The sequence below is a fragment of the Gordonia sp. LMA167 genome, from assembly GCF_058130025.1.
On the sequence record NZ_CM176708.1, the window covers coordinates 3,067,841 to 3,089,142 of the forward strand.

Annotated in this window: 19 protein-coding genes; 12 read left to right on the forward strand and 7 right to left on the reverse strand. The window is 67.8% G+C overall.

Features of this window, described 5'->3' with window-relative positions; genetic code table 11:
• The first annotated feature begins 6 nt into the window (after nucleotides 1-6).
• Entirely contained in the window at nucleotides 7-1,599 is a 1,593-nt protein-coding gene (gene guaA, locus ACVT6V_RS13855) for a glutamine-hydrolyzing GMP synthase (protein ID WP_489900342.1), read from the forward strand.
• A 50-nt stretch (nucleotides 1,600-1,649) separates the two neighbouring features.
• Here the strand turns inward: guaA and ACVT6V_RS13860 are convergent, their stop codons facing one another.
• Nucleotides 1,650-1,859, reverse strand: coding sequence for a hypothetical protein (locus tag ACVT6V_RS13860; RefSeq protein WP_489900344.1), 210 nt, complete (start codon nucleotides 1,857-1,859; stop codon nucleotides 1,650-1,652).
• A complete protein-coding gene (locus ACVT6V_RS13865; RefSeq protein WP_489900345.1) occupies nucleotides 1,856-3,334 on the reverse strand; it encodes a PspC domain-containing protein in 1,479 nt (492 codons plus the stop codon). Before ACVT6V_RS13865 ends, ACVT6V_RS13860 begins: the two co-directional genes overlap by 4 nt.
• Nucleotides 3,335-3,450: 116 nt before the next feature.
• Between ACVT6V_RS13865 and ACVT6V_RS13870 the strand changes: the two genes are divergently transcribed.
• Together ACVT6V_RS13870 and ACVT6V_RS13875 are read left to right on the forward strand one after the other, a co-directional pair.
• Entirely contained in the window at nucleotides 3,451-4,725 is a 1,275-nt protein-coding gene (locus ACVT6V_RS13870; RefSeq protein WP_489900347.1) for a PspC domain-containing protein, read from the forward strand.
• On the forward strand, nucleotides 4,725-5,396 hold the full coding sequence (locus tag ACVT6V_RS13875) for a LuxR C-terminal-related transcriptional regulator (RefSeq protein ID WP_489900349.1): 672 nt from the start codon (nucleotides 4,725-4,727) through the stop codon (nucleotides 5,394-5,396). The genes ACVT6V_RS13870 and ACVT6V_RS13875 overlap by 1 nt, the downstream gene beginning before the upstream one ends.
• 6 nt (nucleotides 5,397-5,402) lie before the next feature.
• On the opposite strand, the gene ACVT6V_RS13880 is transcribed toward ACVT6V_RS13875, so the two are convergent.
• Complete coding sequence (locus tag ACVT6V_RS13880; protein ID WP_489900351.1) at nucleotides 5,403-6,611, reverse strand: serine/threonine-protein kinase; 1,209 nt, start codon at nucleotides 6,609-6,611, stop codon at nucleotides 5,403-5,405.
• A 78-nt stretch (nucleotides 6,612-6,689) separates the two neighbouring features.
• Here ACVT6V_RS13880 and ACVT6V_RS13885 point away from each other — a divergent pair, with 78 nt between their 5' ends.
• The 3 genes from ACVT6V_RS13885 (at nucleotide 6,690) to ACVT6V_RS13895 (ending at nucleotide 10,432) form a co-directional block, all read left to right on the forward strand.
• Nucleotides 6,690-7,715, forward strand: coding sequence for an Rv2578c family radical SAM protein (locus ACVT6V_RS13885; RefSeq protein ID WP_489900353.1), 1,026 nt, complete (start codon nucleotides 6,690-6,692; stop codon nucleotides 7,713-7,715).
• A 156-nt stretch (nucleotides 7,716-7,871) separates the two neighbouring features.
• Entirely contained in the window at nucleotides 7,872-8,825 is a 954-nt protein-coding gene (locus ACVT6V_RS13890; protein WP_489900354.1) for a hypothetical protein, read from the forward strand.
• Nucleotides 8,825-10,432 carry a DNA polymerase Y family protein gene (locus tag ACVT6V_RS13895; RefSeq protein WP_489900356.1) on the forward strand — a complete coding sequence of 536 codons (1,608 nt, stop codon included), beginning with the start codon at nucleotides 8,825-8,827 and terminating at the stop codon, nucleotides 10,430-10,432. The genes ACVT6V_RS13890 and ACVT6V_RS13895 overlap by 1 nt, the downstream gene beginning before the upstream one ends.
• 27 nt (nucleotides 10,433-10,459) lie before the next feature.
• Here ACVT6V_RS13895 and ACVT6V_RS13900 read toward each other — a convergent pair whose 3' ends face one another.
• Together ACVT6V_RS13900 and ACVT6V_RS13905 are read right to left on the reverse strand one after the other, a co-directional pair.
• Nucleotides 10,460-11,536 (reverse strand): alanine racemase, encoded by a 1,077-nt coding sequence (locus ACVT6V_RS13900; protein ID WP_489900357.1) that lies wholly within the window; start codon nucleotides 11,534-11,536, stop codon nucleotides 10,460-10,462.
• Entirely contained in the window at nucleotides 11,533-13,491 is a 1,959-nt protein-coding gene (locus tag ACVT6V_RS13905; RefSeq protein WP_489900359.1) for an SDR family oxidoreductase, read from the reverse strand. The genes ACVT6V_RS13900 and ACVT6V_RS13905 overlap by 4 nt, the downstream gene beginning before the upstream one ends.
• A 101-nt stretch (nucleotides 13,492-13,592) precedes the next feature.
• On the opposite strand from ACVT6V_RS13905, the gene ACVT6V_RS13910 reads away from it, so the two are divergent.
• From ACVT6V_RS13910 to ACVT6V_RS13930, 5 genes are all read left to right on the forward strand, one after another.
• Nucleotides 13,593-14,132: a GNAT family N-acetyltransferase gene (locus ACVT6V_RS13910; RefSeq protein ID WP_489900361.1), complete on the forward strand. Its 540-nt coding sequence runs from the start codon at nucleotides 13,593-13,595 to the stop codon at nucleotides 14,130-14,132.
• A 60-nt stretch (nucleotides 14,133-14,192) separates the two neighbouring features.
• Nucleotides 14,193-14,627 (forward strand): MarR family winged helix-turn-helix transcriptional regulator, encoded by a 435-nt coding sequence (locus ACVT6V_RS13915; RefSeq protein WP_489900363.1) that lies wholly within the window; start codon nucleotides 14,193-14,195, stop codon nucleotides 14,625-14,627.
• A 19-nt stretch (nucleotides 14,628-14,646) separates the two neighbouring features.
• Nucleotides 14,647-15,234, forward strand: coding sequence for an isochorismatase family protein (locus ACVT6V_RS13920; RefSeq protein ID WP_489900365.1), 588 nt, complete (start codon nucleotides 14,647-14,649; stop codon nucleotides 15,232-15,234).
• A gap of 129 nt (nucleotides 15,235-15,363) precedes the next feature.
• Nucleotides 15,364-18,633, forward strand: coding sequence for an error-prone DNA polymerase (locus ACVT6V_RS13925; RefSeq protein WP_489900367.1), 3,270 nt, complete (start codon nucleotides 15,364-15,366; stop codon nucleotides 18,631-18,633).
• An 18-nt stretch (nucleotides 18,634-18,651) separates the two neighbouring features.
• Entirely contained in the window at nucleotides 18,652-18,879 is a 228-nt protein-coding gene (locus ACVT6V_RS13930) for a DUF167 domain-containing protein (protein ID WP_489900369.1), read from the forward strand.
• Nucleotides 18,880-18,899: 20 nt separating this feature from the next.
• On the opposite strand, the gene ACVT6V_RS13935 is transcribed toward ACVT6V_RS13930, so the two are convergent.
• Entirely contained in the window at nucleotides 18,900-19,364 is a 465-nt protein-coding gene (locus tag ACVT6V_RS13935; protein WP_489900370.1) for a tRNA (cytidine(34)-2'-O)-methyltransferase, read from the reverse strand.
• Between the two features lie 11 nt (nucleotides 19,365-19,375).
• Nucleotides 19,376-20,347: a serine/threonine dehydratase gene (locus tag ACVT6V_RS13940; RefSeq protein WP_489900372.1), complete on the reverse strand. Its 972-nt coding sequence runs from the start codon at nucleotides 20,345-20,347 to the stop codon at nucleotides 19,376-19,378.
• A 38-nt stretch (nucleotides 20,348-20,385) separates the two neighbouring features.
• Between ACVT6V_RS13940 and ACVT6V_RS13945 the strand changes: the two genes are divergently transcribed.
• A complete protein-coding gene (locus ACVT6V_RS13945; protein WP_489900374.1) occupies nucleotides 20,386-21,264 on the forward strand; it encodes a bifunctional methylenetetrahydrofolate dehydrogenase/methenyltetrahydrofolate cyclohydrolase in 879 nt (292 codons plus the stop codon).
• The last annotated feature ends 38 nt before the right edge of the window (nucleotides 21,265-21,302 follow it).

The window sequence follows — 21,302 nt, forward strand, 5'->3', positions numbered from 1 at the left end:
GGGCGCGTGACAGATTCTTCTGGCGATTCGTTCATCGACGGTCCTCGTCCCGTACTCGTGATCGATTTCGGCGCGCAGTACGCGCAACTGATCGCCCGGCGGGTCCGCGAGGCGCGGATCTACTCGGAGGTGATCGCACATGACGCCCCGTTCGCCGACTTCGAGGCCCGCAAACCGCTGGCGCTGATCCTGTCGGGCGGGCCCGCCTCGGTCTACGCCGACGACGCACCGGCGCTGGATCCCCGGGTCTTCGATCTCGGTGTGCCGGTCTTCGGGATCTGTTACGGATTCCAGGCGATGGCTGCCGAACTCGGGGGAGAGGTGGCAAACACCGGCGGACGCGAGTTCGGCCGGACGACGTTGTCGCTCAACGGCGAAGGCCTTCTACATCAGGGCCTCACCGACACCCAGCCGGTGTGGATGAGCCACAACGACGCCGTGCAGACCGCTCCGGAGGGTTTCATCGTCACCGGGTCGACCCCTGGCGCCCCGGTCGCCGCGTTCGAATGCGTCGAACGACAGATGGCCGGGGTGCAGTATCACCCCGAGGTCCTGCACACCCCGCACGGCCAGCAGGTGCTCACCCGCTTTCTCTATGAGATCGCCGGGCTCGAGGCAACCTGGACGCCCGCGAACATCGCGGACTCGTTGATCGACGCCGTCGGCGACCAGATCGGTGACGGCCTCGCGATCTGCGGATTGTCCGGCGGGGTGGACTCCGCGGTCGCCGCTGCCCTGGTTCAGCGCGCCATCGGCGATCGTCTGACCTGTGTGTTCGTCGACCACGGACTTCTCCGGGCGGGTGAGCGCGAGCAGGTGCAGCACGACTTCGTCGGGGCCACGGGCGCGAAACTGGTGACCGTCGATGCCGCCGACACCTTCCTGTCCGAGCTGTCCGGCGTCAGCGATCCCGAGACCAAACGCAAGATCATCGGCCGCGAGTTCATCCGGTCCTTCGAGGGTGCGGTGAGCGACGTCCTCGGTGACCGGGCATCCGCCGGGGACAAGGTCGAGTTCCTGGTCCAGGGCACGCTGTACCCCGATGTCGTCGAGTCGGGTGGCGGCAGCGGTACAGCCAACATCAAGAGCCACCACAACGTCGGCGGTCTGCCCGACGATCTCGAGTTCTCTCTGGTCGAGCCGCTGCGGTTGCTGTTCAAGGACGAGGTTCGTGCCGTCGGGCGTGAACTGGGCCTGCCCGAGGAGATCGTCGGCCGCCAGCCGTTCCCGGGTCCGGGCCTGGCGATCCGGATCGTCGGCGAGGTCACCGCGGATCGGTTGACGACCCTGCGCAAAGCGGATCTCATCGCCCGCGAGGAACTGACCGCGGCGGGACTCGACGGTCAGATCTGGCAGTGTCCGGTGGTTCTGCTCGCCGACGTCCGCAGCGTCGGTGTGCAGGGAGATGGCCGCACCTACGGTCATCCGATCGTGCTTCGCCCGGTGTCCAGCGAGGACGCGATGACCGCCGACTGGACGCGCGTACCGTACGAGGTTCTCGAGCTGATCTCGACGCGGATCACCAACGAGGTCCCGGACGTGAATCGCGTGGTCCTCGACGTCACGAGCAAGCCGCCGGGCACCATCGAGTGGGAGTGAGGCGGCCGGCCGAGAGGAACCGGACGCGGCGCCGTCGCTGATCGCTCCGGTCAGCGACGCGTCGACCGTGCTCCGGTGAAGATCAGGATCAGGCCGATGGTCAGGCCGCCGGCCACGGCGATCCAGCCGAGGTCGGCGGCCGAGGGCAGGCTCGGCCCGCCGGCCAGTCCCCATGCCGCCACCAGCAGCGCCGCGAATCCGAGGATGGTCAGCCCGGGGGCGCGATGCCGGGTGTCGCGGTCGGTCGTCTCCTGGCTCATCGGGCCACCTCCACATGTCCGACGTTGGTCTGTGCGTCGATTGTCAGGATCGGACCGTCGGTGCCGTCGCGCCCACCCGACACGCCGTCGGGACAGTCATAGTCGCCGACCTTGGCCTCGCAGTTCGCGCGGACGTTCGTGTTCTCGTCCACCAGGACCTGGATCTCGCCGACCCCGTTCCTCAGGTTCACCGTCCGGTCCGACGTGATGTCGACGTCGCGGAGGTCGAGCACCATCTTGCCCATGGTCAGCGAGTAGTCGCTCTTGATGTCGGCCTCACTGAGCGGTGTGTACGTCCGCTCGCCGACACCACCCGACGGCAGGGCGCTCAGATGTCCGATGACGCTGGTCAGCACGATGGCGGCCCCGAGTAGCAGGGCGATGGGAACCAGACCGGAACTGTGGTCGCCGGCCCGCCTCCGGCGCAGGCCGGCGTGGATCAGTCCGACACCGACGACCGCGAGCGACATCGACATGATCCGGACCGGGGTGAACCAGTCGACACCGGCCTGATGCAGGGCGGCACCGGTCGCGGCGGCGATGACTGCGGCCCCGATCACGATGAGGGTCAGCGGTGAGCGACGTTCGCGGGGCGTCGCCGGGCTGTTGTCCGCCGCGGGTTCGGGCAGGTCCCACGCGAATCGCGCCGCGCCCAACGGATCCCACGCGGGTGGGGTGGTCCTGAGCTCGTCCGCCGCGCCGGTGTCGTAGGCGCTCGGCCCGTACGGGGTCGGCCCGTATCCACTCGCACCGTATCCACTCGGTCCGTACCCACTCGCACCGTACCCACTCGGTCCATGCTCGCCGGAGTCATACGTGGTCGGCGGAGCTGTCACATCGGGGGTAATGCCGGGCACCGGGGGCCCGTCGTCGGTGGCCGGTTGCGGTGTCGGCGGCTCTGCGTGTGGCCACGACGGGGAGGTCGTCGGCGCGGGCGTGTTCATCATCGCCCGGGGAATCCACGGTTGCAGCGCGTCGCCGGTACCGGTCGCCACACCGACCTGGCTCGGACGGCGGGAGTCGACACCGGTGCCTGCCGGCGCCTCCGGCGTGCGTTGATACAGCAGCCACCAGCCGAGCAGCATCAGCGCGGCGCCCAGAAGTCCGCCGGAGCTCCAGGTGCGATTCGGCCCGAACGACGTGAGCAGGATGATCGCCAACACGATGAGCAGCACGATCTTGCCGTTGCGGTGCGGCATGTGCGCGCGGCCGTCATGGCGCCGTGTGCGTGATCCCGAGAATCCGGGACCCACCCGGTCGGCGTTGTCCTCGCTCGGCAGCGCGATCCACGCGGCGATATAGAGCACCAGACCGCTCCCGCCGAACAGCGTCGCCACCACGAACGCGATCTTCACCAGGGTCGGATCGACCCGATATCGTGCCGCGAATCCCGCGCACACACCCGCGACCGTCCGGTTGCCGTTCGGCCGGACCGGCCGCGTCGCCCACAGGCTTTCGAACTGCTTCGTGTCCATGGTCCCCATCCTGTCGGCCCGGGAGCTTCGGCACATCGGGACATACCCTGAGAAAGTCCCTGATGTGCGGTGTGGTCTGGGCGTGCCACTATCGAGGTGTGAGTGGTGGTGTGCCCGTGTCCGTGACGCCGACCGCGCCGTCGGAGACGCCGCGACTGGTGCGGCGCGACGGTGGCCGGGTGATCGCCGGTGTCGCGGGCGGTCTGGCCGACCATCTCGGAGTCGACGTGTTCCGGGTACGAGTCGTGTTCATGGTGTTGGCCGCGCTCGCCGGCGCCGGTGTTCTCGCCTACGGACTGCTCTGGTTCTTCTGCCCGCCCGGCCACGACACCGCGCCGCCCGCTCCGGGAGAACGACGGCAGGCGTACGGACTTGCGCTCGTCGGTCTGGTGGCGATGTCGGTGGTGGGTTTCGCGGCCTCGGGCACCCCGGCCGCCTATCTCGTGCCCTTCGTGTTCGTCGTGGTCGGCGCGAGCCTGGTCTGGCGGGAGTTCGACACCTCGCGCGCCTCCCCGCGGACACCGGTATTGACCTGGACCCGGCTGATCGGCGGGACGCTCCTGGTGATCGGCGGGCTGGTGGTGATCGTGCTCGCCGGCGATCGCTCCTTCGGCGGATTGTCCACCACGCTGCTCGCGGTCGTCGCGACACTGTTCGGAGCCCTGCTGCTCAGCGTGCCCCTCTGGATGCGGATGTGGCGCGCTCTCAACGAGGAACGTGCGGCGCGGATCCGTAACGCAGAACGCGAGGAGATCGCGTCACACCTGCACGACTCCGTGCTACAGACCCTTGCGCTGATCCAGAAGCAGGCCGGCAAACCCGAAGAGGTCGCCCGATTGGCCCGAAGTCAGGAACGCGAGTTGCGTGGCTGGCTCTTCGGCGATCCCGCCCAGCGCGCGGGATCGTTGTCGGCCAGTCTGCAGGCGGTTGGAGCCGAGGTCGAGGATCACTACGGTATCGAGGTCGAGGTGATCACGGTCGGCGATCTGCGTCCGGACGACGAACCCGCTGCGGCACGTCGCCGGTGGGCGGCACTGGTCGCCGCCACCCGGGAGGCGTTGATCAACGCCGCCAAGCACTCCGGGGAACGCAAGGTCGACGTCTACGGTGAGGTGACCGATGACCAGGTCGAGGTTTTCGTGCGCGACCGCGGCGTCGGCTTCGACCCGGATCTCGTCGACGGCGACCGGCAGGGCATCGCACGGTCCATCACCGCGCGGATGCATCGGGCCGGCGGAGAGGTCACGGTCGACTCGTCGCCCGGCCGTGGCACCAACGTCCGGCTGACCATGCGGCGCGGTGATGTCGGCAAGGTCGAGGTGGAGGCAGAATCGGCGGTGTCAGAATCGACTGTGACAGAAGACCATGCACAGGAAGAGGAAGCGCAGTGATGACAGAGGCGGCGGTCTGCCGGATCTTTCTCGTCGACGACCATGCCGTGTTCCGGTCCGGTGTCCGTGCCGAGCTGGCCTCGGAACCGGGACTGGAGGTCGCCGGTGAGGCGGGCACCGTGTCCGAGGCAGTGGCCGGCATCGTCGCTCTGCGGCCCGACGTCGTGCTGCTCGATGTGCACATGCCGTCGGGCGGTGGGGTCGCGGTGCTGCGTGGGGTGACCGACGCGATCGTCGACGGATCGGTGCCGGTCTTCTTGGCGCTCAGCGTTTCCGACGCGGCCGAGGACGTCATCGCGACCATCCGGGCGGGCGCCCGCGGCTACGTCACGAAGACGATCGACGGAAAGGCGCTCGCCGACGCGGTGCGACGGGTCGCCGACGGCGACGCGGTGTTCAGTCCACGGCTGGCGGGGTTCGTGCTGGATTCCTTCACGGGTAAGTCAACGGCGCCCGAGCCTCCCCTCGACCCCGAGCTCGACTCCCTCACCAAACGGGAACTGGAGGTGCTGCGGCTGCTCGCCCGTGGCTACACCTACCGCGAGATCGCCGACGAACTGTTCATCTCGATCAAGACCGTCGAGACCCACGCATCGAACGTGCTGCGCAAGACGCAGCAGTCCAACCGCAATGCACTCACCCGCTGGGCCGCGACCCGGCACATCGGATAGTCGTCCTCAGCTGACGATCACCACGATCAGCACGATGACCAGCAGAATCGCCGCAAGCGCGGAGATGGCCAGGGTCAGAGTGGTTCTGGACGGTGACGGAGACCTCGACGGACCGGGGTGTGGCAGACGGGAACTCAGCGTGGCCGGGTTCGTCGGCAGTGTCGATGCCCGGGAGTGAAGGGCAGATGCGGCGGACGACGGTTGGTCGGGACGATTCGGGCCGGGGCCGCTGACGGGCCGGTGGGCGCCGGTCGAATGCGTGCGAGGAGGCCGGGGCGATCGTTGGGCCCAGGTCGGTACACCGCCGTCCGGCGTGGTGATCGGGCCGGACAACACCTGCGAAATCGATCGACGATCACCGGCAGCGACGGCAGCGAGCAGGTCACGGGCCTCCGCCATGGTGGGTCGTTTGGCCGGGCTCGGTTCCAGCAGGCGCAGCAGCACGGGTTCGAGATCGCCGGCCTTGGTCATCGGGGTGATCTGTGCGCGGGCGACCTTGTGTAGCAACGCCAGCGAGTCGTCATCCACCCCGAACGGCGGTTGACCCTCGATGAGGGTGTATACGGTGGCGCCGAGGGAGTAGACATCCGACGCCTCGCCGGGCTCGGCACCACGCGCCACCTCGGGTGCGAAATAAGCAGGAGTGCCGGTGATCACGCCGGACTGGGTGAGGCTCACATCGTCTTTCAACCGGGAGATGCCGAAGTCGGTGATCTTGACCAGGCCGGCGTCGCGCCCGGTTGATGTGATGAGGATGTTGCCCGGTTTGATGTCGCGGTGGATGATGCCCGCGGCATGTGCCGCGGTCATCGCGTCGGCCACCTGGGCGCCGATCTGGGCTGCCGGTTCGACGCCGAGAGTTTTTGTGGTGTAAAGGATCTGGGCGACGCTGCGGGAGGGTAGGTATTCCATCACCAGCCATGGTTCGCCGCTGTCGAGGGCGACGTCGTGCATCGCGATGGCGTTGCGGTGGGTGAGTCTGGCGGCGATGCGGCCCTCTCGCATGGCGCGCTGCCGGATGTTGTCGGCCGTCTCGTCGCTGAGTCCCTCGGTGGAGACGACCTGCTTGACGGCGACCTCGCGATCGAACAACTGGTCTTTGGCGAGCCACACCGCGCCCATGCCTCCACCGCCGATGCGCGAGCGCAACCGGTAGCGCCCGGCGATCAGGTGCTGTGGACCCGGCGTGCGTCGGTTCTCGGGGGTGGTCGGCATAGGCTGCATGATAGTCGGATGGGGCCCGGGGGGCCCATCGCGCTTGACAACTTCTCGCACGTATGTTCGACTCGATGCATGCGGTGGTCCGACCAGGGGGTCGAGGTCGACGATGGTGCTCTGCCCGGTCTGGGAAAAGCGGGTCTGGTGCGTTCGGTGCAGACCCCGGAGTTCGAGGGTGTGACCTTTCACGAGGTGCTCGCCAAGAGTGCGCTGAATCAGGTTCCCGAGGCGGCGAACCTGCCGTTTCGGTTCACTGTCAACACTTTTCGTGGGTGTACCCACGCGTGTCGGTATTGTTTCGCGCGGCCGACCCATGAGTATCTGGATCTCGACGCCGGCGTAGATTTCGACAGCCAGGTGGTGGTCAAGCTCAACGTCGCGGCGGTCCTGCGCAAAGAGTTGCGTCGGCGATCGTGGAATCGCGACACGGTCGCGCTGGGGACCAACACCGACCCCTATCAACGGGCCGAAGGCCGGTATCGCTTGATGCCCGGGGTGATCTCGGCGCTCGCGGAGTCGGCGACGCCGTTCTCCATCCTGACCAAGGGGACCTTGTTGCGGCGGGATCTGCCGTTGCTCCGGCAGGCGGCGGCCAAGGTGCCGGTGAGTATCGCGGTATCGCTGGCCATGCACGATGCCGAGTTGCAGAAGTCGCTGGAGCCGGGTACGCCGTCGCCGAAGGCCCGTCTGGAGCTGATCCGAGCGGTGGCCGATGCGGGTTTCGCCCCGCATGTGATGGTGGCCCCGGTGATCCCGTACCTGAGTGACTCGACGTCGCAGCTGGAGGCATTGCTGGCGGCGCTCGCCGAGGCGGGGGCGTCCGGTGTGACCGCGTTCCCGATGCATCTGCGTGGAGCGACGAAGCCGTGGTTCATGGAGTGGCTGGCAGAACACCATCCGGCTCTGGTGCGCCGGTACCGGGGTCTGTACGGCCGAGGTGCCTACGTGACGCCGGAGTACTCGGCGTGGCTGCGTGACCGGATGCGACCACTGGTGCAGCAGTACGGTCTCGCGGGCGCGCAGGGTCTGCGTGGGGCGGCGGTGCCACCCGCGGCACCGATCGCCACGCCCGAGCTGCGCTCTGCTCTCACCCTCTTCTGACGCCGTCTGTTCGGGGCGCGTCGAAAGTGTGCTCCGACCTGCTGCGTTGACGGTTGTCGGTGGGCCGTCCTAGGATGAAATAAATCGAAAACGTGTTCGAACAGCATGCACCTTCCCTGCGCGCTGATTGCGGAAAGCCGCAGGTCAGGAGGGTGTATGAGTACGTCTGTGGAAGCGCTCACGAGCGGGGCCGATGGTCACGAACTGGACCGTCTCCGTCGGCAGATCGCGGCGATGTCCGGGCGTCCCGACCACCGATCTGTCGAGATGGCCGATCGGTCGGCGGGTGTGTTGGCGGTCCCGGATGCCTTGGCCGATCTGTTGCCCCGGCGTGGGCTGGCGCGGGGCAGTGTGGTCGTGGTCTCCGGTGCTCGCTCGATCTTGTTGTCGGTGATCGCGTCGGTGAGTGGCTCGGGTGGTCAGGTGGGGATCGTCGGTCTCCCGCAGCTCAATCTCGGGGGTGTCATGGAACTCGGTGGCGACCTGTCGCGGATCGCCACGGTGCCGAATCCGGGGGTCGATCCGGTCGAGGTTGCCGGGGTGCTCCTGGACGGGATGGATCTGGTGGTGCTGGGTCTGGGCGGTGTCGCGGTGCCACCGTCGCGGACGAGGGTGGTGATGGGGCGGGTGCGCAAACAGTTGTCGACACTGATCATTGCCGGCGCCGGGAACGGAGTGAGCGGGCCGAGTGTCGGCGGCGCCGGGAACGGAGTGAGCGGGCCGAGTGTCGGCGGCGCCGGGAACGGAGTGAGCGGGCCGAGTGTCGGCGGCGCCGGGAACGGAGTGAGCGGGCCGAGTCGGGGCGGCGCCGGGAACGGGGTGAGCGGGCCGAGTGTCGGCGGCGCTATCTGGCCGGGCGCACAGCTGCGTCTGGATGCGGAGGTGGTGACGTATCGTCACCTGCCGGGTGACGCCGGTGCGGTCGACCTTGCCACGGCCCGGGCTGGATACGGCCGGATCGGCGGGATGTCGCTGCAGGTATCTGTCACCGATCGCGGTCATCGTCAGGTGTCCGGCGAGATCGACGTGATGACAAGCGGTTTCGGTTCCGAGAGGCATGTGGAGCTGGTGCGGTCGCAACAGCGGGCTCCTCTGGCGGTGGCCAACTGATGGCCGCGCCGATGACGTCGCCGATGACGGCCTCGACCGCCGGCCGGGTGCTGGCCCTGTGGTGCCCGGACTGGCCGGCGACGGCCGCCGCGATCGCGGGCGACCTCCCATCTCAGCATCCGATCGCGGTGCTGCATGCCAATCGTGTGGTCGCCTGCTCGGCGCCGGCTCGTGGTGCGGGGGTGCGGCGGGGGATGCGGAAACGCCAGGCTCAGTCCGCCTGTCCGGAGATGACCGTGGTCACGACCGATGATCATCGCGACGGCCGGTACTTCGACCCGGTCGTCGCGACGGTGGCCGACCTGGTGCCTGTTGTCGAGGTGCTGCGTCCGGGTCTTCTGGTGGTGCCTTCGGGCAACGCCACCCGCTATTTCGGTGGTGAGGATGCGCTGGCGGAGAAGCTGATCGATGCGGTGGCCGCTTCCGGCGTCGAAGCGCAGGTTGGGGTGGCCGACGAACTGTTCACCGCGGTACTGGCCGCCCGGCACGGCAGCCACGTGGAGCCCGGCGGTGATGCCGCCTTTCTGGCCGGCCGGCCGGTCGCCGATCTCGCGATCGAGCCCAGTATGAGTGATCCGACCAGGGTGGAGTTGGTCGATCTTCTCCGTCGTCTGGGGATGTCGACGATCGGCGCTTTTGCCGCACTGCCGGTCCGCGACGTCGCCACCCGTTTCTCCGCCGACGCCGTGGTCGCCCATCGACTTGCCAATGCCGTTCCGGGTCGGCCCCCGTCGGGCCAGATCTCCCCGGTGGATCTGGTGGTCGAGCATCAGTGTGATCCGCCGATCGACCGTGTGGATGCCGCGGCTTTTCTCGGTCGACGGCTGGCCGACGCACTGGCACAGCGACTGGCCGCGGCGTCCGCGGCCTGCACACGCCTCACCGTGGAGGCGATCACCGAACGGGGACAGCGTCATGCGCGGACGTGGCGATGCGCCCAACCGTTGACCCCGGAGGCCACCGCGGACCGGATTCGCTGGCAACTCGAGGGGTGGCTGACCGGCGGGCGGGCAGGTGCGGACGGCAGGCCGGATTCGCCGATCGGTGTGCTGCGGCTCGAGCCGATCGAGGTGGTCGCCGCCGGTGCGTTGCAATACTCCCTGAGCGGCAATGGTTTACCCGAAGATCCAGAGGTCGATGAGCGGGCCCGTCGATCGCTGGTCCGAGTCCAGGGCCTGCTCGGAGGTGACGCAGTGCAACTACCGATCCCCAGTGGCGGACGTGGGCCGGGCGATCAGATCACCATGGTGGCGCTCGGGGATGAGCGGACCCCGGCGCGTGACCCGGACGCACCATGGCCGGGCCGGTTGCCGCAACCGACACCAGCGGTCCTGGTGGACACCCCGATCCAGGTGCTCGACATGACCGGCCGTCCGGTGGAGGTGACCGGCCGGGGCTGCTTCTCCGCCGAACCGACGACGATATGTACGGAACGCTCTGGCCGACAGCACCGGACGTGGGAACTGCGGTGGTGGGCCGGTCCCTGGACCACCGGCGGTGATGCCGGTGGCATCACCGCCCGGGCACAGGTCCTGCTCGACGACTCACGTGCGCTACTGCTGAGCTATCGGGCGGAGAAGTGGGCAGTGGAGGGGGTGTACGAGTGACCGGGCGGCTCCTCTCCATGTCCACCGCTACGAGTTCGCCCCGCGGGCGATCACCGACCACCGGGAAACGGTGCCGTCCGCGCGTTCCGCGATCAGTTCGTCCACCAGGTTGACGGCGGTGCACACGTGGTTGGGTACCACCCGCACCCGGTCGCCGAGGCGCGGAATCGCGAAATCAGAGGTGCCCGAGGGGAATTCGATAACCGCGTGATGTTCCGACAGCGAGGTGATGGTGGCGGCCGGTTCGCCGGGCACCCGTCCGAACCCGGTCGTCCAGGGCGGGCGGTCGGCGCCGAGGATCTTGCTTCCCGCGTCCACCACGACCCGCGATCCCGTGCGATGCACCACGGTGGCCACGGCGGACAGTGCGACGTCGCCGAAGCCGCATGAGCCGAGTTCCACCTGCTGGGCATCGTTGAACGGATACACGCCGGGTCGGATCTCGGTGAGTACATCCGATCCGGCGAACTCGATCGTCGGAGTCGATCCGCCGCTGCGTACCCGCGGGTCGATTCCGTTGTCCCGCAATCGTTGCGCAGCCGTCGACAGCGCCGTGACCTCCTGTTCGGCGGCGCGACGACGGGCATCGCCCGGTCCGTATCCGTGTCCCGGGAACGTGAACACGCCCACCACCGACAGGCCGTGACCGGCCGCGGTGCGCGCCAGTGCGCCGGCAGCCTCTGGCGCCACGCCCGTGCGATGTTGGCCGGAGTCGACCTCGATGACGATCTCGACGGCCGCGCCATCCAGTTCGGACGCGAGTTGACGTGCACCGTCCGGGGAATCGACCGCCAGGCGCAGCATCGCGCGTTCGGCAAGGGCCCGCAGTCGAGCACCTTTGGCCGCGGTCACCCAGAGCGGATAGGCGATGAACAGGTCCGGCACGGCGGGCATGACCGCCGCGAAGGCCTCGGCCTCGCCGATGGTGGCGACGGTCAGCCCGATCGCGCCGGCGGAGATCTGTCGTGCGGCGATCTCGGCGCATTTGTGGGTTTTCGCGTGTGGACGCAGATCGAGCCCTGCGGTTCGAGCGCGCTGTGCCACCCTGCCGATGTTGTCGTCGAGTTGTGCGACGTCGACGGCGAGATACGGGGTGTCGATCACGTGTCGTCGGCGTCGTCGGTGTCGGCGTCGTCGGTGGGTCTCGACTTCCCCAGCGCAGCAGCTGATTCGCCGAACATCAGATACTCCTGATGCAGCACACGGGTGGTGAGTCCGGGAGCGAACCGATGTCCGAGGTCGGCGAGCGTGCCCGCCGCCGAACCGACCCGCCGGGGCCGATCGAGGATGCCGTGCAGGACGCGTGATGCCGCCTTGTCGACGCCCCACACGCCTGCCTGGTTGTCATACACCTCGGTCGGCGCAATCATGCGAGTGCGGACGAGGGGGAGCCTCACGTTGGTGAATGTGACATGGTCGGACAGGGTCTCGGTGCTCGTCACGTCACTGAACGCCTCCAGTGCGGCTTTCGACGCGGCATACGCGCCGAACCGACCCGTACGCGACTGAACGGCGATCGACGTGACGTTCACGATGTGGCCAGATTGTCGTTCCACCATGTGCGGCAGCAGTCCGAGGATGAGGTTGACCGCACCGAAATAGTTCACCGCCATGAGTCGTTTGTGATCGTGCAGTCGGTCGGTCGCGTTGATGCTCGCCCGGCGGATGGACCGGCCGGCGTTGTTGACCAGGACATCCACGTGATCATGTTCGACGAGAACGGTTTTGACCAGTCGGGACACCGCTTCCTCATCGGTGATGTCGCACTGGTACGCGTAGACGCGGCCGGGCGGTACGCCGTGCTTGCTGCCGGTCGCACTCAGTTCGGCGACCGCGGCGTCCAGGCCGTCGGCGCCGCGCGCGACGATGATGACATTCGCGCCGCGGGCGAGGCACATCCGGGCGGTGGCCTTGCCGATTCCCGCCGAACCTCCCGTGATCAGAATGTTCTTGCCGACGAGAGGTCCACGCGGATCGTCCCGGCGGAATCGGCCGGGATCGAGATTCTCCGACCAGTAGGCCCATAGTCGAGGTCCGTAGTCGTCGAGGTCGGGAAGAGTGATCCCCAGATCGCGCAGCGTCCGGACGGTGTCGTCGGAGCGGAAGTCGGCAGGCAGCGAGACCGTGTCGAGCAGGGCGGGCGGGATGCCGTGCTGGGCGGCCAACAGGTCGCGGCCGATCCGGAACGGACCAGTTCCGGCGATCCGGAGGACCGGAGCCACCAATCCGTTGGGGATGACGTTGTGGCCCTTCGGTCCTCGGAAGCCGGGCGCGAGCGCGTTGTACATGTCGGTGATCGTGCGGCGGCGCGGGTCGGCGAGGTGGTGGACGAGACCGGTGCGGTGCGGGTCGGCTGTACACAGCGCGACGATCGCATGGGCGACGTAATCCACCGGGACGACGTTGGTGTAGCCGAGGTCGGGCATCGGCAGCGGCAGCGCGGACGGGAGGTGCCCGAGCAACTTGAGGTCACCGAAGAAGTAGTACGGACCGTCGACCTTGTCCATCTCACCGGTCCGGGAATCGCCGACGACCACCGAGGGGCGGTAGATCCGCCACCGCAGGCCGTCTCGTTCCCGGACGACCCGCTCGGCGGAGAACTTGGTGCGGTGATAGGGCGACGGGAAGCCCTGGCCGAGGTCGAAATCGTCCTCGGTGAAGGTGCCCCGGTGGTCGCCGGACACCGCGATCGACGACACGTGATGCATCAGCGCACCGGTGGTGAGTGCGAAGTCGGCGACGCGTGCGGTGCCGTCGACGTTCGCGGCCTGCTGGACGTCGGCGTCGGCCGTCATGTCATAGATGGCGCCGAGGTGGATCACGTGGTCGATGTCGGGCAGGTCGTCGGTCTCGAGGCCCAGGCCCGGTTCGGTGAGATCGCCGGCGATCGGCATCACGGTGCCGCTGGTGTCGACCTCGGACAAGAACTCGCTGAACGTGGAGAGAGTCTTCGTGCGGGTCAGCGCGATGATCCGGGCATCGGCTTCGACGGTGAGGAGGCGCTCGATGACCCGACGGCCGATGAACCCGTTGCCGCCGGTGATGAAGTAGGTCGTCATGGCGTCGGTCTGTCCGATCTCGTGAGGCAGTCTGGACCAGCGTGAGATGCTTCTTACTGCTCGGTAAGAAGTAGTTTCTACCCAGGGTGACACTTACATTGATGGATGGCAACATACCTTTCGTCGCATGTCGGGCCGAGACGGACGGCGACGCCGAGGCGATTCGCCGCGTCGTGGTGTCTGCGTTCGGCAGACCGGACGAAGCGGACCTCGTCGACGCGCTGCGCGTCGACCCACGGGTGTGGATCGACGACCTGTCGGTCGTCGCGGAGGACGTTACCGGGAACGTCGTTGGATACGCGTTGCTGACCAGGTGTCGGGTGGGTGGACGCCCTGCGCTGGCTCTGGCGCCCTGCGCGGTGTCGCCGCAACTGCAGAACAGCGGAGTGGGCACCGCGGTCACCGGCCACGTGCTCGACCGCGCTCGCGTCCGTGCATCGGGTCGGGCGGCGGGGGAGAATCTCGTGGTCGTCCTGGGGCACCCGGAGTTCTACCCGAGGTTCGGCTTCCGACGTGCCTCCGACGCCGGAATCTCCGCAACCTTCGAGGCGCCCGATGACGCCCTGATGTTTCTCGCGCTCGATCCGGCCAGGCCGATCCCGGCCGGTGTGATCGGGTACCCGCCGGCCTTCGGGGTCTGACGACGGTTGAACTGATCAGTCAACTGTTCAGTTGACTGACTATTTGCTACGGTCTGCGGTGTGGAGCAGAAGTCCGGCACAGGCGCGCTCGCCGCCGATCTCAGGATCGCGCTCGGGCAACTCACTCGTCGTCTGCGCCACGAGGTGCCCACCGCTGACCTGACCCGGTCGCAACTCAATGTGCTCGGCCGCCTCGATCGTGATGGTCCATGTACCGCAAACGACCTCGCCCGGGCCGAGGGCATGCGTCCCCAATCGATGGCTGCGATCGTCTCCGCGCTCCTCGCGGCCGACATGGTCGTCGGCGCGCGCGATCCCGATGACGGGCGCAAGACCATTCTGGGCCTGTCGCAGCGGGCGCGCGACGAGTTCGGGGCCGGCCGTCTCGCCCGTGAGGATTGGCTCGCCCAACGGTTGGACGCGCTGATGACCGGCGACGAGATCCGTCTGCTGGCGACGGCGACCGAGCTGCTGAAACGACTTGCCGAGTCCTGATGATCGAGGGGATCACGAAATGAGCATGACCACACTGGATCCGAACACCGCTCTGGTCGTCGTCGACCTACAGCGTGGCATCGTCGGACGGGACCTCGCGCCGCACTCGTCGTCGCACGTCGTCGAACGTTCGGTCGAGATCGTCGACCGCTTCCGCACCCACGGTCTCCCGATCGTGTTCGTCACGGTGTCCGGGAGGCCGCCGGGTCGGACCGATCTGAGTGACGGCTCCACGCCGAGCTTTCCCGTCGGATGGGACGAGCTCATCGACGAGTTCACCCCGGCTGCCGAGGACATCGTCGTGACCAAGCACTCGGTCAGTGCGTTCACCGGTACCGGACTCGCCGACGATCTGCGTGAGGGTGGGGTCACCCAGGTGGTCGTGGTCGGAATCGCGACCGGCGCCGGGGTGGAATCGACGGCACGCGATGCGCACGAGGCGGGCTTCAATGTGACGCTGCCCATAGACGCGATGACCGACTCGGATGGCGCCCGTCATCGACACAGCCTGGACAACGTGTTCGGCCGGATCGCCGAGACCGGTTCGACCGCAGAGCTTCTCGAGCTACTCGACGCGACTCGGCGGTCGATTTCGGCGGCGAGGTAGCGACCGGGTTCGTCTCACTGGTATCGCGTGCTCGCTCGCGAACGAGGGTCTGATACCGCGAACCGGGTGTGAGTGGCGGGGTGGGACGTGGCGGTTGAGTGTCGAACGGGTGTTCGATAAGATCGATCGGTGGGATGGGATCAGGGACCGCCGACGTGGTCGGAGCTCGAGCGCGTGCTCTCCGGTCGTGCGCCCGGGCCGGGGCGTCCGGGGGAGGCGTTCGGTCCGGGGGACAACACCGGCGACGGTAACGACAGCCCGGCCTGGTCTCGCAAACGCGGTGCCTACCGGCCCGAAGGTGTGGAGCGAACACGATCGTCGGTCGCGTTCGCCGAATTGCACGCGCACAGCTCCTACAGCTTCCTCGACGGTGCGTCGATGCCGGAGGAGATGGTCGAAGAGGCGCAGCGTCTCGATCTGAAAGCATTGGCCCTCACCGATCACGACGGCTTCTACGGCCTCGTCCGGTTCGCGGAGGCGGCGCGCGAGTTCGCCATGCCGACCGTGTTCGGGGCCGAACTGTCCCTCGAGCCCGACGTCGCGCGGACCGGGATTCCCGATCCTGTGGGCGAGCATCTGCTCGTGCTCGCCCGCAGCAGCGAGGGCTACCGCCGGCTGTCCCGCACGATCGCCGACGCCCACATGGTCGCCGGCGAGAAGGGGTTGCTGCGATATGACCGGGACGCCTTGCCCGACAATGCCGACGGTCACTGGCTGATCCTCACCGGGTGCCGCAAGGGTGCGGTGCGTCGGGCACTCGATCGAGGTGGTCGGCCTGCGGCACGCCGGGCACTCGTCGAGTTGGTCGATCGGTACGGGCAAGACGTGGTGGTGGAGCTCACCGCGCAGGGTCTGCCGGACGACGACGAGCGCAACGCGATCCTGGCGGGACTGGCGGGTGAACTCGGGCTGACGACGGTGGCCACCACCGGGGCGCATTTCGCGGGTCCCCGACGCCGCCGACTGGCCACCGCCGTCGCCGCCGTCCGTGCACGGACAGACATCGAGACCATCGACGGCTGGTTGCCCGGGGTCGGTGGCGCACATCTGCGCAGTGGTGACGAGATGGCCCGTTTGCTGCCTGGTCACCCGGACGCCATCGACAACGCCGTTGCCCTGTCGGCGGACTGCTCCTTCGAGCTGGGGCTGATCGCACCGCAGTTGCCGCCGTTCGACGTCCCGGACGGGCATACCGAGATCAGCTGGCTGCGGGAGAAGACGATGGCCGGGGCGCTGCGCCGCTACGGGTCGCCTGGTGCGCATCCGCAGGCATACCGGCAGATCGAACATGAGCTCGCCATCATCGAGACACTGACCTTCCCGGGGTATTTTCTCGTGGTCGCCGACATCGTCGATTTCTGCAAGAGCAATGACATCCTGTGTCAGGGTCGCGGAAGCGCGGCCAACTCCGCGGTGTGTTACGCGCTGGGGATCACCAACGTCGATCCGGTCTCGAACAAACTCCTCTTCGAGCGATTCCTCTCGCCCGAGCGCGACGGACCGCCGGACATCGACGTCGACATCGAATCGGATCGGCGTGAGGAGGCCATCCAGTACGTCTATCGCCGCTACGGCCGTGATTACAGTGCGCAGGTCGCCAATGTGATCACCTATCGCGGGAAATCCGCGATCCGCGACATGGCGCGCGCGCTGGGGTATGCGACCGGCCAGCAGGACGCCTGGAGTCGCGCGCCCGACGAGGCGCCCGACGACGTCACCGATCTGGCGAGCGAGATCCTGGGAATGCCGAGACATCTGGGCATCCATTCCGGGGGAATGGTGATCTGTGACCGCCCGATCGCCGATGTGTGCCCCACGGAATGGGCGCGGATGGAGAACCGCAGTGTCCTGCAGTGGGACAAAGACGACTGTGCCGCAATCGGTCTGGTCAAATTCGATCTGCTCGGGCTCGGCATGCTGTCGGCACTGCACTATGCGATCGATCTGGTGGCCGAGCACAAGGGGATCGAGGTCGACCTCGCGAAGCTGGACCTGACCGAACCAGAGGTCTACGAGATGCTGTGCCGCGCCGATTCCGTCGGCGTCTTCCAGGTCGAATCCCGGGCGCAGATGGCGACCCTGCCACGACTGAAACCGCGGACCTTCTACGACCTGGTGGTCGAGGTCGCGCTGATCCGGCCGGGCCCGATCCAGGGCGGCTCGGTACATCCCTACATCCGGCGCCGGAACGGCACCGAGAAGCCGGCTGTCGAGCATCCGTCGATGCGCAAGGCTCTCGACCGGACTCTGGGCGTGCCGTTGTTCCAGGAACAGCTGATGCAACTCGCGGTCGATGTCGCCGGGTTCGATGCCGCCGAGGCGGATCAGCTGCGCCGTGCCATGGGATCGAAGCGATCACCGGAACGGATGGAGCGACTGCGTCAGCGGTTCTATGCCGGGATGGAAGAGCTGCACGGGATCACCGGAGAGACGGCGGACCGCATCTTCGAGAAGATGGCGGCGTTCGCGAATTTCGGATTCCCGGAGAGTCATTCGCAGAGTTTTGCCTCGCTGGTGTTCTACTCGTCGTGGTTCAAGCTGCACCATCCGGCGGCATTCTGCGCAGCCCTGTTGCGTGCACAGCCGATGGGTTTCTACTCCCCGCAGTCGCTGGTCGCCGACGCGCGCCGGCACGGTGTGGTGATCCATCGCCCCGACATCAACGTCTCATTGGTGCACGCGACGCTGGAGAAGGAGGGCATGGAGATCCGGTTGGGCCTCGGCGGGGTGCGGGGGATGGGCGACGACGTCGCCGAGCGGATCGTCGAATGCCGTGACCGGGACGGTGCTTACCGGGATGTCATCGACGTGTCCCGCCGCGCCGAGCTCACGGCACGCCAACTCGAGGGCTTGGCCGGCGCGGGTGCCTTCTCCTGCTTCGGCGTGAGCCGGCGGCAGGCGTTGTGGGAGGCGGGGGCCGCTGCGACGGTGCGATCGGACCAGCTGCCGCTCGAGCCGTCCACGCGGACGCCGACCCTGCCCGGACTGTCCGACGTCGAGCTGGCAGCCACTGATGCCTGGGCGACCGGCATCACCCCGTCGTCCTATCCGACCCAATTCCTGCGGCCGCGATTGGATGCGATGGGAGTCATCCCGGCGGATGGGTTGTTGTCGGTCGCCGATGGATCGCGGGTCACGGTCGCCGGTGCGGTGACTCATCGACAGCGACCGGCCACCGCTTCCGGTGTGACGTTTATCAACCTGGAGGACGAAACCGGCATGGTCAACGTCGTATGCTCCGTCGGGTTGTGGACAAAGCACCGAAGTCTGGCACACTCAGCGTCGGCCTTGCTGATCCGTGGCACTGTGCAGAACGCCGAGGGGGCGGTGACAGTGGTGGCGGAGCGCTTGCAGCGCTTGGATCTTCGTGTGGGAACTCGTTCCCGGGACTGGCATTGACGAAAAGGGGAAACCGCCATGCCGAAGCAGATCGTGGTCACGGTGAAGCCGGGCAGCCGCAAAGGGCCGCTGGTGGAGACCAATCCGGCCGGCTCGCTGACCGTCTACGTGCGTGAACCCGCCGCGGAGGGGCGGGCGAACAAGGCCGTCGCCGAGATCCTGGCCAAACATCTCGGCGTGCCCAAGAGTCGGATCGCGCTGGTGGGCGGCGCGACCGCCCGGACCAAACGTTTCCGGGTCAGCTGACGTCCAGTCGACATCGGGGTTCACACCGCGCCGGCAAAACCGTTCTGCCGCCAGGCCTCGTAGACGACGATGCTGGCGGCGTTGGCCAGATTGTGCGAGCGTCGCCCGGCCAGCATCGGTATCCGCACCCGATCGGTGACCTCCGGCTCGTCGAGCACCTCGGCCGGTAGCCCGGTCGGTTCGGGACCGAACAGCAAGACGTCGCCGGGCCGATAGTCGACATCGGTGTGATAGCGAGACGCATGCGCGGTGAACGCGAACACCCGTTCCGGCTTGAGCGTCGTCCACGCCGTGACCAGGTTGGGATGTACTGTCACCGTGGCCATCTCGTGATAGTCGAGGCCGGCGCGCTTGACCTGTGCGTCGGACAGATCGAAACCCAGCGGTTCGATGAGGTGCAACTCGCACCCGGTGTTGGCGGCGAGCCGGATCGCGTTGCCCGTGTTGGGCGGGATGCACGGCTGATAGAACATGATGCGGAACATGGTGGGCAAGTCTAGGCCAGGCTCTGGAGCCCCAGCGCGGTGTTGGCACCGCACAGCACCACGCACAGCGTCGAATCCGGTTCCGGGCGAACGCCTCCGGTGAGCACCGCGGCGACCGCCGCGGCGGTGCCGTGTTCGACGAGGATGCGGAACTGCTCCCACAGATAGCGGCGGGCGGAGATCAGATCGTCGTCGGAGACCACCACACTGGTCACCTCGCGCCCCGCGATCGTCGCCCAGCAGATCTCCCCGATGCGGGTGGCACCCAGTGAATCGGACGCGATGCTGTCCAACTCCACCGGCACCGGATGGCCGGCGTCGAGGGCCTGGCGCAGACACGACGACCCGATCGGCTCGGCGGCGACGATCCGATCACCTGGTCGCATCGCCGCGGTCAGACCGCCGAGCAGACCACCCCCACCCACGCACACGACGGTTGTCAGAGCGCCGTCGACGTCGTCGGCGAGCTCGAGTCCGATCGTGCCTGCGCCCGCGACGACGTCGGGCAGGTCGTACGCATGCAGCAGCAGCGCGCCCGAGCGCTCGGCGAGCTCGGCGGCGGCGTCGGCCGCCATCTGATAGCGGTCGCCCACTTGGTGCACCGTCGCGCCCAGGGCGCGCAGGCTGTCGACCTTCACCGGCGGCGCTGTCTCCGGGACCACGACCGTGCACCTCGTTCCGGCGATCCGGGCGGCCCACGCTGCGCCGATCGCCGCGTTGCCGCCCGACGCGACCAGCACTCCGGCGTCGTCGAGCCGGCCCGCCTCGCGTGCGTGCAGCACGGCGTTGAGGCTGCCGCGCGGTTTGAAGCAGCCGCCGACCTGCAGATACTCGAGCTTGAACACCACGTCGAGGGGCCCGGTCGCGGTGTCCACGGTGGTGTCCAGCACAGGCGTGCGCCGCAGCCTGCCCGCGATCCGGTCCGAAGCAGCGACGACGTGTGCATATGTCGCGGCCCCGTCCGGGCCCGGGAGTGTGTCCACGTCGAGCCACAGTAGCGGGAATGGAACAATGGACTCTCGTGAGCGCGATACGACTAGACGGCAAGGCCACTCGCGACGAGATCTTCGCCGACCTCGCGGTCCGGGTGGAAAAGCTCCGGGCCGAGGGCATCATGCCGGGCCTGGGTACTGTCCTGGTGGGCGACGACCCGGGCTCGCAGTCCTATGTCAAGGGCAAGCACGCCGACTGCGCGCGCATCGGTGTCGCGTCGATCCGCAAGGATCTCCCGGCGGATGCGACGACCGAAGAGGTCAATGCGGCGATCGACGACCTGAACGATGACCCGGACTGTACGGGATACATCGTCCAATTGCCGCTCCCGCGCCACCTCGACGAGAACGCGGCGCTGGAACGGATCGATCCGGCCAAGGATGCCGACGGTCTGCACCCGATCAATCTGGGACGGCTGGTGCTCGGCAAGGAGTCGACACTGCCCTGTACGCCGCGCGGCATCGTGCACCTGCTGCGCCGCTATGACATTCCGATCGCAGGTGCCCGCGTGACGGTGGTGGGCCGTGGTGTGACCATCGGCAGACCGATGGGTTTGCTGTTGACCCGGCGCAGCGAGAACGCGACCGTCACCCTGTGCCACACCGGTACCCGCGACCTGGGGGCCGAGGTGTCGCGGGCGGACATCGTGATCGCTGCGGCCGGTGTACCGCATCTGATCACCGCGGACATGGTCAAGCCGGGTGCCGCGGTCATCGACGTGGGCGTCAGCCGTACCGATGCCGGCCTGACCGGTGACGTCGCTCCGGACGTCTGGGAGGTGGCCGGCCATGTCTCGCCGAATCCCGGCGGCGTGGGGCCGCTGACCCGCGCGTTTCTGCTCGTCAACGTCGTGGAGCGGGCCGAGGCGCAGTTGGCCGAGCGAACCGCGGCGGGAACCGTCGGGTGACCTCACCCGACCCCGCACACACCGGTACGCCCACCCGG

Excerpts from the sequence above, each read along its gene's own strand:
- ACVT6V_RS13920 (WP_489900365.1), top strand. The coding sequence starts at position 14,647 with ATGAGCATGACCACACTGGATCCGAACACCGCTCTGGTCGTCGTCGAC.
- ACVT6V_RS13875 (WP_489900349.1), top strand. The coding sequence starts at position 4,725 with ATGACAGAGGCGGCGGTCTGCCGGATCTTTCTCGTCGACGACCATGCC.
- ACVT6V_RS13935 (WP_489900370.1), bottom strand. The coding sequence starts at position 19,364 with ATGTTCCGCATCATGTTCTATCAGCCGTGCATCCCGCCCAACACGGGC.
- ACVT6V_RS13860 (WP_489900344.1), bottom strand. The coding sequence starts at position 1,859 with ATGAGCCAGGAGACGACCGACCGCGACACCCGGCATCGCGCCCCCGGG.
- ACVT6V_RS13885 (WP_489900353.1), top strand. The coding sequence starts at position 6,690 with ATGCGGTGGTCCGACCAGGGGGTCGAGGTCGACGATGGTGCTCTGCCC.
- ACVT6V_RS13895 (WP_489900356.1), top strand. The coding sequence starts at position 8,825 with ATGGCCGCGCCGATGACGTCGCCGATGACGGCCTCGACCGCCGGCCGG.
- ACVT6V_RS13910 (WP_489900361.1), top strand. The coding sequence starts at position 13,593 with ATGGATGGCAACATACCTTTCGTCGCATGTCGGGCCGAGACGGACGGC.
- ACVT6V_RS13890 (WP_489900354.1), top strand. The coding sequence starts at position 7,872 with ATGAGTACGTCTGTGGAAGCGCTCACGAGCGGGGCCGATGGTCACGAA.
- ACVT6V_RS13905 (WP_489900359.1), bottom strand. The coding sequence starts at position 13,491 with ATGACGACCTACTTCATCACCGGCGGCAACGGGTTCATCGGCCGTCGG.
- ACVT6V_RS13880 (WP_489900351.1), bottom strand. The coding sequence starts at position 6,611 with ATGCCGACCACCCCCGAGAACCGACGCACGCCGGGTCCACAGCACCTG.
- ACVT6V_RS13865 (WP_489900345.1), bottom strand. The coding sequence starts at position 3,334 with ATGGACACGAAGCAGTTCGAAAGCCTGTGGGCGACGCGGCCGGTCCGG.
- ACVT6V_RS13930 (WP_489900369.1), top strand. The coding sequence starts at position 18,652 with ATGCCGAAGCAGATCGTGGTCACGGTGAAGCCGGGCAGCCGCAAAGGG.